Raw genomic sequence first — 11,381 nt, 5'->3', positions numbered from 1 at the left:
CTCTGCGAATCGGCCGGCCGCCTATGCTTCGAGCCGCAGGTCTTTTCGAACTCCTGCATCGAGCACGCTGGCGGGCGCAAACCTGCGCAGCAGGCTCATGCGGCTGGCGAGGCCGGGGGCGTAGTGGATCTTTGGATGCGCCGCCATGGCCGCCTTCAGCACGATTTCGGCCACGACGTCAGGCCCATCAGCGCCCACCAGTACTTCCTTGACCCGCTTCTCCACGCCCGCGCGGATTTCGCGATACACCTCAAGGGGAGCATCGGGTTTCAACAAGTTCGCGTCGAATGGCGTATTGATGTAAGCGGGCTCGACCACCGTGACGCGAATGCCCATCGTGCGCAGCTCATGGTCGAGCGATTCCGAATAGCCCGCGACCGCATGCTTGGTGGCGGAATACAGCGCCATGTAGGGCATTGGCAGGAAACCCAGCACGGAGCCAATGTTGATGATGCGTCCACCCCCTTGGCGGCGCATATGCGGCACGACGGCCCGGGTCATCCGGACGATCCCGAAGAAATTCGTATTGAAGATCGACTGGGCCTGCTCGATCGAGCTCTCTTCCGCACCGGCTGGAGCGACCCCGAAGCCGGCGTTGTTGACGAGAAGGTCGATGCGGCCTTCCAACTGCATCAGCTTCTGGACCGCGGCTTCGACCGACTCGTCCTTGGTCACATCAAGGGGCAACATCTCGAACGATCGTTGGCCCGCCTGGCCGCCGCGCCTGCTGGTGCCGTACACCTTGCAGCCGGCCTTCGCAAGCCGCTGCGCGGTCGCTTCGCCGATGCCCGAGGAGGCCCCCGTAACGAGGGCAACCTTGTTCTTCATGTTCATGGCGTTTCTCCTTCAGCGTGTGGGGTTCGGGACTCGTCGGCATGCGGGCTGCATTGCCGAACAGAAGGGCTCGCCTGACAGGCGGCATGTTGATTTCGCATGATGTTTATCATATGTATGGGCGAACGAAAAGGCGGTGTGTCTCAGTGGATTCAAGCGGGGGGCAGGTGCTTCAATGCGGCCGCGCACAGGCTGTCCGATAGCGCGGGCTCGTCGACGGCGCGCGCTAACAGCAATGTGCCCACCATGGTGGCGACGGTCACGAGGGCGCGTTCGTGGGCACCGGGTTGCCCCCAGTCAGGCGACTGACGGGCGACAAGATCGATCATTTCCTTGATGTGCCGGGTGGTCACCCGGCGTACTTCGGGGGCCTGGCGCGGCGTCTCCGAGCCCAGCGCGGCCAGGGGACATCCCAGCTCCACTTGCGCTAGGTGCTCCCGCGAGAGGTAGGTGCGAAGCATGGATGCCAAAGCCTGCTCGGGAGGCATGCTGGCGACAACTTCCGCCACTACGGCGGCTGACTCCGCGCACGCCCGACTCGCTGCTTCCGCCAGCATGGCCTCGCGCGAGGTGAAATGGGCGTAGAAGGCGCCATGGGTCAGGCCGGCCTCCTTCATGATGTCGGCGACTCCGGTACCGTCGTAGCCGCTACGACGGATCGCCCGCGCAGCTGCGGACACGATGCGCTCGTGAGAGGCTTCCTTGGCCGCCGTTCTGACGTTGTGCTTTGTATCTCGCATGATGTTTATCATACACACTTTCGCAGAACACGTACTGTGATGTTTTTGGCAATGCCGTCAGTCGGCACTGCGCAAACGCAACGGGCATCTTAGGGGTCAGATTCCGGCTGCCTGGGGCCCCATGTCACTCTGTCCGTGTCACTCGATCCAAAAATCGGTAGTGACAAAAGAAAAAGCCCTCCTAGCTAGGGAGGGCATTTTGAATGCAACACTTTAGTTGAACGACTCGCGCATGCGGGCCTTTTCTCATATGGCAACTTGATCCGTTGCCTGCACCATCAACAATCAGGGCGCCTGATTTTCAAACGGCAGCTTGATGTCACCCAGGTTGCGCCTGGTCTCCACCAGCACCAGCGGGCCCTCGTCCAGCGTGATGAGCGCAGGCCGCTCACGTGGCACGTGAATCGGCTTGGGCTCTGCTGCGATGGCTGCCTGCACTTCGGCGATCTTGCCGGCGTCCGAGTTCACCCACTGCAGGCCCGAGGTGCTGGCCACCTGGGTCAGATCCTGCAGCGGCAGGCTGTAGGGCTGCACTTTGGGCAGGGCGCGCGGCGCAGCCGCGGCGGGCGCTGGTGCAGCGGCTGCCACTGGTGCCACGACGGGCGCCGCTGCCGGCTGGAGCGGCGCCGGAGGCACCACCAGCGGTGCTGCTGGCGCCATGCTTGCTTCAAAATCAGTAGCTGCTGGCGCACGTTCTTCACGGGCTACAGGCTTGTTTGACTCGAAGCTTGCGCCTTGCGGGGCGGTGCCATCCGCCGTGACGCCGCCTTCACCAGCCTGCTCGCTGCGCTCGCGGCGGTCGCGGCCATAACGGTCGCGGCTGCGGCGCTCGCGCGGCTGGCGCTGCTCGTCAGCCGTTCCACCCTGAACCGGTGCCAGCGGGCTGCCGGCCTCGTCCAGTGCGGGGACGGCTGCGGCCGCAGGCATGGCCTGCGCATCGAAACCTTCTGCCGACGGGCTGGTAGCGCCCGCTTCCTGGCCTTCAGCGCGCTCACCGCGGCGCTCACCGCGACGGCCACGCTCGCCGCGCTCACGGCGGCCCTGGCCTTCGCCGCGTCCTTCATGACGGCGCTCGCCATCACGGCCGACGTCCTGGGCCGGGCGCTCCTGGCGCTGCTCCATGTCACCGGTGTTGGCAGCGGCAGCCATGGCGGCCTGGTTGGCCAAGGCGACTTCCTGCTCGACGGCATCACGCGCAATGCGTTCACCGCGCTCACCGCGCTCACGGCGGCCGCGGTCACCACGGCCTTCACCGCGTGCCTGGCCTTCAGGGCGGGTTTCGCCTGCAGGGCGTTCCTGACGAGCGCCTTCGCTGCGACCTTCGGGGCGGCCCTCAGGGCTGCGTTCACGGCGTTCACCACCACGGCCTTCAGTACGGCCTTCACTGCGGCCCTCGCCGCGTGTTTCAGCGCGGCCTTCGCCACGACCGCGTCCACCACGGCGCCCGTCGCGACCACCGCGCTCGCCACGGTCCGAGCGTTCACCACGCTCGGTGCGGCCATCACGGCCTTCACGGCCTTCGCGACGACCATCGGTGCGTTCGTCCTTCTTCACCTCTTTGGCGGGTGCGGCAACCGGCGCGGCTTCTGCACCGCCAAACAGGCTCTTGAGCCAGGCAAAAAAGCCTTTTTCAGCCGGTGCGGGCGTCGCAGGCGCCTTGGCCCGCGCGCTTGGCGCTGCACCCCTGGCCGCCGCTGGCGCGATGGCTTCAGGCTTGGGCACGGCCACCGGGGCCGGCACATCAGGCAGCACGCCTTTGATGACGGGCTCCTGCTTGTTGTGCTTTTCCTGGCTGCGGCGCGTGACGGTGGTCGGGTCTTCAATCTCTTCGGCCATCTTGTAGCTGGCTTCGATATTGTCCAGACGCGGATCGTCGTGTTTGAGGCGCTCCAGGCGGTAGTTGGGGGTTTCCAGCGTCTTGTTGGGAACCAGCAGCACGTTGATGCGCTGCTTCATCTCAATCTTGGCGATCTCGGAGCGCTTTTCGTTGAGCAGGAACGAGGCCACATCAACCGGCACCTGGCACAGCACGGAGGCCGTGCTGTCCTTCATGGACTCTTCCTGGATGATGCGCAGAATCTGCAGCGCCGAGCTCTCGGTGTCGCGGATATGGCCGGAGCCGCCGCAACGCGGGCAGGGGATGGAGGCGCCTTCCGACAACGCAGGCCGCAGCCGTTGCCGGCTCATTTCCATGAGGCCGAACTTGCTGATGGTGCCGAACTGAACGCGCGCGCGGTCTTGCCGCAGCGCATCGCGCAGGCGGTTTTCCACATCGCGGCGGTTGCGCGACTCTTCCATGTCGATGAAGTCGATCACGATCAGGCCGCCCAGGTCGCGCAGGCGCATCTGGCGCGCCACTTCGTCGGCGGCTTCGAGGTTGGTGCGGGTCGCGGTCTCTTCGATGTCGCCGCCCTTGATGGCGCGGGCCGAGTTCACGTCGACCGAGACCAGCGCCTCGGTGTGGTCGATCACGATGGCGCCGCCGGAAGGCAGTTGCACGGTGCGGGCGTAGGCCGACTCGATCTGGTGCTCGATCTGGAAGCGCGAGAACAGCGGCGCGTCGTCGCGGTAGCGCTTGACGCGGTGCTCGTGCTCGGGCATCACGTGGGCCATGAACTGGCGCGCCTGCTCGTAGACGTCGTCGGTGTCGAACAGGATGTCGCCGATGTCGCTGTTGAAGTAATCGCGGATCGCGCGGATGACCAGGCTCGATTCCTGGTAAATCAGGAAAGCGCCTTTGCCGCCTTTGCCGGCGCCGTCAATCGCGGTCCAGAGCTTGAGCAGGTAGTTCAGGTCCCACTGCAGCTCAGGCGCGCTGCGGCCGATGCCGGCGGTGCGCGCGATGATGGACATGCCGCCCGGGTATTCCAACTGGTCCATCGCCTCCTTGAGCTCGGCCCGGTCGTCGCCCTCGATGCGCCGGCTCACGCCACCGCCGCGCGGGTTGTTGGGCATCAGCACCACGTAGCGGCCGGCCAGCGACACAAAAGTGGTCAACGCCGCACCCTTGTTGCCGCGCTCTTCCTTCTCGACCTGGACCAGCAGTTCCTGGCCTTCCTTGATCACATCGTTGATGCGCGCCTGGCTGACCGACACGCCCGGAGTGAAGTACTGCTTGGAGATTTCCTTGAAGGGCAGAAAACCGTGGCGGTCTTCGCCGTAGTCGACGAAGCAGGCTTCGAGCGAAGGCTCGACGCGGGTGACGACCGCCTTGTAGATATTGCCTTTGCGCTGCTCGCGCCCTTCGATTTCAATTTCATAGTCGAGCAGTTTTTGCCCGTCCACAATGGCCAGGCGGCGTTCTTCAGCCTGCGTGGCGTTAATCAGCATCCGTTTCATGGGATATTCCTCGTTCAATTTCAAACATCAACCTGGCTCCTTGGAGCCAACGATGCCGAAAGCAGACGCAGTGCGAACGTGGGGAATTGCCGGAGAGCTTTGGACGTGCTCGGCTGGACTGAAACCAATCAGTCAGCGAAGCGGTCTGGGCGTAGGCGCGTGGATGGGGTGAGCCGGGGTCGAACGGGTATTTGCTATAAAAATAATAGCTGTTTGCGCATGCTGGATAAGGGCTGGGGGCAAATTGATGCCAGAAAGCGGGGCGAAAAAGCGCCGCAGGCATGGAGCAATCAGTCCAACCAGTGTTGTTATCAGCAGGCTAACCATCAAAAGACCTGGTCTCACTTGGATCCGCATGCAGCCCGCGGGGCTGCACACATAATATTCCGTAGTTGTGTTCGCAAAACGTCGACTTGTTTGCGTTGCAAAACGCTCAGCAAGCAAGGTGCCTGGCACTCGTCGCTTGCGGGCGATTGCCGCAGTGGCATCGACCTTCCAGCAAGGCTGTTTGCAGTCTATGGATTTGTATGTGGACTAAACTCAAGACAAATCAACCACTTACAGCGAATCGCTAGTGAAACACATTATAGGGGCAGGTTCAGGCAAGGCAAGGAAACCGGTGAAATCCCCGGTTCGCCGCGCGTTTTCTCCGCCCAGAGCCCCCCACAAAGCGCCTGAACCCGTCACGCCCGCTCCGATCGCGGCCCCCAAACCGGCGCCGCAGGTCACCCTGGTCACGGTCAGCGAGGACGAGGCGGGCCAGCGGCTGGACAATTTTCTGATCCGCCAGCTCAAGGGCGTGCCCAAAACCCATGTCTACCGCATCATCCGCAGCGGCGAAGTGCGCATCAACAAGGGCCGGGCCGGCGCCGACACGCGCATTGAAGCCGGCGACGTGGTGCGCCTGCCGCCGGTGCGCACGTCGGAGCGGGCCGAGCAGAAAGCCCAGGCCATGGCCGAAGAGGTTGCCCGCCACGGCGCCAGCTCCACGGTGGGCGGTTATGCGCCGCCCGCTGAATTCCCCATTCTGTTTGAAGACGATTTTTTGCTGGCGATTGACAAACCGGCCGGCGTGGCCGTCCATGGCGGCAGCGGGGTGAGTTTTGGCGTGATCGAGCAGCTGCGCATGGCTCGCCCCGACGAGCCGTTTCTGGAACTGGTGCACCGCCTGGACCGCGAAACCAGCGGCATCCTGCTGATTGCCAAGCGGCGCATGGCGCTCAAATACCTGCAGGAGCAGTTTCGCGAGCGCGAAACCGACAAAATCTACCTGGCGCTGGTCAGCGGCGCCTGGCCGGCCAGGCACCGCGTGATCGACAACGCGCTGCACAAATACCTGCTGCCCGATGGCGAGCGCCGTGTCAGGGTGGTGGCCAACGACCACCCTGACGGCATGCGCTCGGTCACGCTGGTCAAGGTCAAATCGGCCGTGCCGGCTTGCAGCGCCGCACCCGCAACGCCTTTTACCCTGCTGGAAGTCACCATCAAGACCGGCCGCACGCACCAGATCCGGGTGCACCTGGCCAGCGAGGGCCACCCGATTGCCGGGGACGACAAATACGGCGACTTTGAGCTGAACAAGGCGCTGCAAAAAACCAATGCCCAAGGGGTGTCCCTCAAGCGCATGTTTCTGCATGCCTGGAGCTTGAAGTTCAGCCATCCCAAGACCCGCAAAGTCGTCCAGCTGCAAGCCCCCTTGCCCGATGATTTGCAGCAATTCCTGCAGCCGCCGGCCTGATGGACCCGCAAGTATCAAGACCGGGCGCCAGGCGCTGCAACGCGGCTTCAAGCCAGCGACAATATCCGGATGCAAACCCGAAACTTTGACCTGATTGCCTTCGACTGGGACGGCACGCTGTTTGACTCCACCCAGATCATCGTGCGCTGCATCCAGGCGGCGGTGCGTGATGTGGGCGGCACCGTGCCGACGGACAAGGACGCAGGTTATGTGATCGGCCTGGGGCTGATGCAGGCGCTGGCCCACGCCGCGCCCGACGTGCCGCCCGAAAAATACCCCGAACTGGGCATGCGCTACCGCCATCACTACGCCGCGCACTACAACGACATCTGCCTGTTTGAGGGCGTGCTGCCCTTGCTGGACGCCCTCAAGGCGCGCGGCCACAAGCTGGCGGTGGCCACCGGCAAATCCCGGCAAGGCCTCAACGATGCCCTGCAGGTGGCGGCGCTCAACGGCGTGTTTGACAGCTCACGCACGGCGGATGAAACGGCTGGCAAGCCCGATCCGCGCATGCTCAATGAGCTGATGCACGAGTTTGACCTGCTGCCCGAGCGGGTCCTGATGGTTGGCGACACCACGCATGATTTGCAGATGGCCCTCAACGCCGGCTGCCCCAGCGTGGGCGTGAGCTATGGGGCACACGAACCGGATGCGTTTGACGTACTGAGTCCGCGCTATGTGGCGCATTCGGTGGCCGAACTGCAGGGCTGGCTGCTGCAAAACGCCTGAACGGGCTGATTCATGAGTGATTTACCGGCACTGGCGCTTTGCAACACCCGCGATTTGCTCGAAGGTGGCGAGGCCGTGCCGTTTGACGTCAATTACGCCGGCCAGACCTGCCGGGCCTTTGCCATCCGCTTTGAAGGCCGGCCCCATGCCTACCTGAACCGCTGCACCCATGTGGCCATGGAGCTGGACTGGCAGCCCAACCGGGTGTTTGACGACGGTGGCCAGTGGTTGCTGTGCGCCAGCCACGGCGCGGCTTATCTGCCCGATACCGGCGAGTGTGCCGGCGGCCCCTGTCACGGCGGGCTGGTCAAAATCAGGCTGTCCGAGCAGGACGGTGTCGTGTATTGGCACACCGCTTACAACCTCAAACCGCTGGAGTTCTAAACTACCGCCATGAATGATTCAAACCGTCCCGGCGACACCGATCCGTTTTCCGATCCCTCCCAAGATCCTGATTCTGAAAAGAATCGGCCCGAAACCGCCATGGGACCTGCACCAGAAGCTCCTGAAAACATAGCAAAGAACCAGTTGAAAACCGACCCCACCAAGGCCCCGGGCTGGGAGCGGGCGACGCTGGAAAAGCTCGCTTTTGCAGCCCTCAACGAGCAAAAAGCCGCGCGCCGCTGGAAAACCTTTGTGCGCCTGTCGTGGCTGGCGTTTCTGGTGTTCCTGCTCTGGTTTGCCCTGCACCGCGGCGCCCCCACCAACGACGTGACCGCGCCGCACACGGCGGTGGTGGAGATCAAGGGTGAAATCGCCGCTGGCGCGGATGCCAGTGCGGAGTTTGTCAACGCCGCGCTGCGTGCCGCTTTTGAAGACGAAGGCGCCAAGGCCATCGTGCTGTTGATCAACTCACCTGGCGGCAGCCCGGTGCAGGCCGGCATGATGAACGACGAAATCCTGCGCCTCAAGGCCAAATACAAAAAGCCGGTGTATGCCGTGGTGGAAGAAAGCTGTGCCTCGGCGGCTTACTACATTGCCGTGTCGGCCGACAAGATTTTCGTGGACAAGGCCAGCATCGTGGGCAGCATTGGCGTGCTCATGGACGGCTTTGGGTTTACCGGCCTGATGGACAAGCTCGGCGTGGAGCGCCGCCTGGTGACGGCCGGTGAAAACAAGGGCTTTCTCGACCCTTTCAGCCCGCAAAGCGAGAGGCAGCGGGTTTATGCCCAGGCCATGCTGGACCAGATTCACCAGCAGTTCATTGCCGTCGTCAAGGCCGGACGCGGCAAGCGCCTGAAGGAAACGCCCGAGATGTTCAGCGGCCTGTTCTGGAGCGGCCAGCAGGCCGTGGAACTGGGCCTGGCCGACCACCTGGGTAGTCTTGAATACGTGGCCCGCGAAGTGGTCAAGACCGAGGAAATCATTGACTACACCCGTCGCGAAAACGTGGCGGAGCGGCTGGCCAAGCGTTTTGGCGCGGCCATGGGCGAGGGCGTGATGAAGGCGCTCAAATCCGTGCCGGCCATACGCTGAGCATTTGCTGAAAGTTCGCCAAATCCCTGGCAGGTTTTTCGGGGGCCATCAAGGCATCAAGGCCATGAAGGCCGGCGGTTTCACGGCTCAGCGGCCTATGCAAAACACCGTGGGCAAGTCCAGTGGCGCGTTGGGTTTGTCGCGTTTCCAGGCGCTGACCTGCGCGCTGCGTGACCACGCTTTGTCCATGGTCAGGCCGCAACTGAGCGCCAGCCGGGTGTTGCCTTGCAGGGTTTGCAGCAGGGCCGTCAACAGGGCTGCGTTGCGGTAAGGCGTTTCAATGAAGAGCTGGGTTTGCCCGGCTTTCAAAGCCAGCGATTCGAGCGCCTTGATGCGCTGTGTGCGTTCGGCAGCGTCCTGCGGCAGGTAGCCGACGAAGGCAAAGTTCTGCCCGTTCAAACCGCTGGCGGCCAGCGCCAGCACCAGCGACATGGGCCCCGCCAGAGGCACGACCTCAATCCCCAGGTCATGCGCCGCGCGCACCACCGACGAACCCGGATCGGCAATGGCGGGCATGCCCGCTTCGCTGACCAGGCCCATGTCGCGCCCTTCAAGGGCCGCGGCCAACAGGGGGCGGGCATCGAAGTTGCCGCCGTGATCGCCCTTTTTGTGGACTTCGCGCGGTAGCTCCTGAATTTGTAGCGACTGCAGCGCATGGGTCAAGGGCTGCAGCTCGTTAATGCGCTTCAAATAGGCCCGTGTGCTTTTGGCGTTCTCGCAAATCCAGCAGGACAGCCGGGCGGCGAGCTGCAGGGTGCCCAGCGGCATCACGTCCTGCAGCGGCGCCTGAACGGCGCAGCCAAAGTCGAGCGGCGCGGGCACCAGGTAAAGCCGGCCTTTGGGCGCGCGGGTCATGGCCTGGCTTTCGGGCGGGCAAAAATATCAATGCCTGCAGCCGCGATCATTCGGCAGGTGCGGATCAGCGGCAGGCCAATGAGGGCGGTCGGGTCGTCGCTGTCTATGGACTCCAGCAGCGCAATGCCCAGGCCTTCGCTTTTGGCGCTGCCGGCGCAGTCATAAGGCTGCTCGGCGCGCAGGTAGTTCTCGATCTCGGGGTCGCTGAGCTGGCGAAATTTCACACGCACCGGCGCGAGATCGCTTTGCTCGAAACCGCTTTCCAGGCACACCACGGCCACGGCAGTCTGAAAGACCACGGTCTGTCCGCGCATCTGGCGCAATTGCGCCACGGCGCGTTCATGGCTGCCGGGTTTGCCCAGCGGCTGGCCATGCAGGTCCGCCACCTGGTCAGCGCCTATGACCACGGCCCCGGGAAAGGCCGCGGCCACCGCGCGGGCCTTGGCCAGTGCCAGCCGCTGGGCCAGCGCCCAAGGCGCTTCGCCCGCCAGCGGGCTTTCATCGACTTCGGGCGAAGCGACCTCAAACGGCATTTGCAGGCGTTGCAGCAGTTCGCGGCGGTAGAGGGAGGTGGAGCCCAGAATCAGGGAGCGGTTCATCAAGGAGGAGGGCGTTGAGGGGGGCAGGGAAGGCGCGGGGTTCATGCCCCGATTCTCTTACACTGCTGCCATGTCGAGAAAACTCCAAGCCAACCGGCTCAATATGCAGGCCTTTGCCCAGGATGGCACGCCACTGCTTGAAACTACTTTGCTACAAAATCTGGAGCGCCTTGCGCAGGAAGCGCATGGGCTGGCGCCTGATTCCGTGGTGAGCTGGCAGGCGCGCGCCGAGCTGCGCCCGCAGGCCGGCGCTGATGACCAGATCTGGCTGCACCTGCAGGCTCAAACCACGGTGCCGCTGACCTGCCAGCGCTGCATGGGGGCGGTGGCGATGCCGCTGGAGGTGGACCAGTGGTACCGCTTTGTGGCCGATGAAGACATTGCCATGACCGAAGACGATCAGTCCGAAGAGGATTTGCTGGTGATGGAGCCGCAATTTGACCTGCTGGCGGTGCTGGAAGACGAGTTGCTGATGGCCTTGCCCCTGGTGCCCATGCATGAGCAATGTCCTGTGGCGCCTGTGCTGAGCGCGGGTGAAGGGGATATCGGTCCCGATGCCGCTGAAAAACCCCATCCTTTTGCGGTGCTGGCCCAGTTGAAGGGTAAGAAGTAGTTATTAAGAATTGCTTTTTTGCCGCGTTCCCGAAGGGGTAAAAAGCGGACCTGGCAAGCCCTCATGGGGTAGCAATAAAGGCGATGCTGGAAAGTCAGCTCGTATCACGCTATAATCAAAGGCTTGGCGCAGACGCCCTTCTGAAGGGTTTCGCGTAATTTACCAACCCTATACCCCTCAGGAGCGGATCATGGCCGTCCAGCAGAACAAAAAGTCACCTTCAAAGCGCGGTATGCACCGCTCGCACAACGCACTGACCGTGCCTGGTATCGCTGTGGAATCCACCACCGGCGAAACCCACCTGCGCCACCACATCAGCCCCACTGGTTTTTACCGTGGCCGCAAGGTGCTGAAAACCAAAACTGAAGCGTAATTCCGCGCTTTAAAGACTGGCCCGCACTCATACTGCGGGCCTTTGTTTTGTTGAAACCCCAATTTTTGACTGCACTGGTCTTGCC

The 11,381-nt window shown here is 63.2% G+C and carries 11 protein-coding genes; 6 read left to right on the top strand and 5 right to left on the bottom strand.

Annotated features, from left to right (window positions below):
• Positions 1-21 precede the first annotated feature (21 nt).
• The 3 genes from V6M61_RS08770 to V6M61_RS08760 form a co-directional block, all read right to left on the bottom strand.
• Positions 22-834, bottom strand: a complete 813-nt coding sequence (locus V6M61_RS08770) for an oxidoreductase (protein ID WP_332776179.1) — start codon at positions 832-834, stop codon at positions 22-24.
• 152 nt (positions 835-986) lie between these two features.
• A complete protein-coding gene (locus tag V6M61_RS08765) occupies positions 987-1,586 on the bottom strand; it encodes a TetR/AcrR family transcriptional regulator (protein WP_332776178.1) in 600 nt (199 codons plus the stop codon).
• Positions 1,587-1,859: 273 nt separating this feature from the next.
• A complete protein-coding gene (locus V6M61_RS08760; protein ID WP_332776177.1) occupies positions 1,860-4,913 on the bottom strand; it encodes an Rne/Rng family ribonuclease in 3,054 nt (1,017 codons plus the stop codon).
• A 619-nt stretch (positions 4,914-5,532) separates the two neighbouring features.
• Here V6M61_RS08760 and V6M61_RS08755 point away from each other — a divergent pair.
• The 4 genes from V6M61_RS08755 to V6M61_RS08740 all read left to right on the top strand — a co-directional run bounded on the left by V6M61_RS08755 (position 5,533) and on the right by V6M61_RS08740 (position 8,856).
• Complete coding sequence (locus tag V6M61_RS08755; protein ID WP_442957753.1) at positions 5,533-6,651, top strand: RluA family pseudouridine synthase; 1,119 nt, start codon at positions 5,533-5,535, stop codon at positions 6,649-6,651.
• Between the two features lie 69 nt (positions 6,652-6,720).
• Positions 6,721-7,380 (top strand): HAD family hydrolase, encoded by a 660-nt coding sequence (locus V6M61_RS08750; protein WP_332776176.1) that lies wholly within the window; start codon positions 6,721-6,723, stop codon positions 7,378-7,380.
• A 12-nt stretch (positions 7,381-7,392) separates the two neighbouring features.
• Positions 7,393-7,764 (top strand): Rieske (2Fe-2S) protein, encoded by a 372-nt coding sequence (locus V6M61_RS08745; RefSeq protein WP_332776175.1) that lies wholly within the window; start codon positions 7,393-7,395, stop codon positions 7,762-7,764.
• Between the two features lie 9 nt (positions 7,765-7,773).
• Positions 7,774-8,856, top strand: coding sequence for a S49 family peptidase (locus tag V6M61_RS08740; RefSeq protein ID WP_332776174.1), 1,083 nt, complete (start codon positions 7,774-7,776; stop codon positions 8,854-8,856).
• A gap of 87 nt (positions 8,857-8,943) precedes the next feature.
• On the opposite strand, the gene V6M61_RS08735 is transcribed toward V6M61_RS08740, so the two are convergent.
• Both V6M61_RS08735 and V6M61_RS08730 read right to left on the bottom strand, forming a co-directional pair.
• Complete coding sequence (locus V6M61_RS08735) at positions 8,944-9,711, bottom strand: SAM-dependent methyltransferase (RefSeq protein WP_332776173.1); 768 nt, start codon at positions 9,709-9,711, stop codon at positions 8,944-8,946.
• Positions 9,708-10,310: a Maf family nucleotide pyrophosphatase gene (locus tag V6M61_RS08730; RefSeq protein WP_332776172.1), complete on the bottom strand. Its 603-nt coding sequence runs from the start codon at positions 10,308-10,310 to the stop codon at positions 9,708-9,710. Before V6M61_RS08730 ends, V6M61_RS08735 begins: the two co-directional genes overlap by 4 nt.
• Positions 10,311-10,380: 70 nt before the next feature.
• On the opposite strand from V6M61_RS08730, the gene V6M61_RS08725 reads away from it, so the two are divergent.
• Together V6M61_RS08725 and rpmF are read left to right on the top strand one after the other, a co-directional pair.
• Entirely contained in the window at positions 10,381-10,923 is a 543-nt protein-coding gene (locus V6M61_RS08725) for a YceD family protein (protein WP_332776171.1), read from the top strand.
• A 190-nt stretch (positions 10,924-11,113) separates the two neighbouring features.
• Positions 11,114-11,296, top strand: a complete 183-nt coding sequence (rpmF, locus tag V6M61_RS08720; RefSeq protein ID WP_293604244.1) for a 50S ribosomal protein L32 — start codon at positions 11,114-11,116, stop codon at positions 11,294-11,296.
• Positions 11,297-11,381 lie beyond the last annotated feature (85 nt).

This window comes from Polaromonas sp., from assembly GCF_036676035.1.
Taxonomy (GTDB): Bacteria; Pseudomonadota; Gammaproteobacteria; order Burkholderiales; family Burkholderiaceae_C; genus Polaromonas.
The sequence above is the reverse complement of the archived record's forward strand: the minus strand, read 5'-3'. Positions and strand labels throughout refer to the sequence as shown.

Bases quoted from the DNA above. Each gene is read 5' to 3' on its own strand.
- V6M61_RS08770 (WP_332776179.1), bottom strand. From the start codon at position 834: ATGAACATGAAGAACAAGGTTGCCCTCGTTACGGGGGCCTCCTCGGGC.
- V6M61_RS08765 (WP_332776178.1), bottom strand. From the start codon at position 1,586: ATGATAAACATCATGCGAGATACAAAGCACAACGTCAGAACGGCGGCC.
- V6M61_RS08760 (WP_332776177.1), bottom strand. From the start codon at position 4,913: ATGAAACGGATGCTGATTAACGCCACGCAGGCTGAAGAACGCCGCCTG.
- V6M61_RS08750 (WP_332776176.1), top strand. From the start codon at position 6,721: ATGCAAACCCGAAACTTTGACCTGATTGCCTTCGACTGGGACGGCACG.
- V6M61_RS08745 (WP_332776175.1), top strand. From the start codon at position 7,393: ATGAGTGATTTACCGGCACTGGCGCTTTGCAACACCCGCGATTTGCTC.
- V6M61_RS08740 (WP_332776174.1), top strand. From the start codon at position 7,774: ATGAATGATTCAAACCGTCCCGGCGACACCGATCCGTTTTCCGATCCC.
- V6M61_RS08735 (WP_332776173.1), bottom strand. From the start codon at position 9,711: ATGACCCGCGCGCCCAAAGGCCGGCTTTACCTGGTGCCCGCGCCGCTC.
- V6M61_RS08730 (WP_332776172.1), bottom strand. From the start codon at position 10,310: ATGAACCGCTCCCTGATTCTGGGCTCCACCTCCCTCTACCGCCGCGAA.
- V6M61_RS08725 (WP_332776171.1), top strand. From the start codon at position 10,381: ATGTCGAGAAAACTCCAAGCCAACCGGCTCAATATGCAGGCCTTTGCC.
- rpmF (WP_293604244.1), top strand. From the start codon at position 11,114: ATGGCCGTCCAGCAGAACAAAAAGTCACCTTCAAAGCGCGGTATGCAC.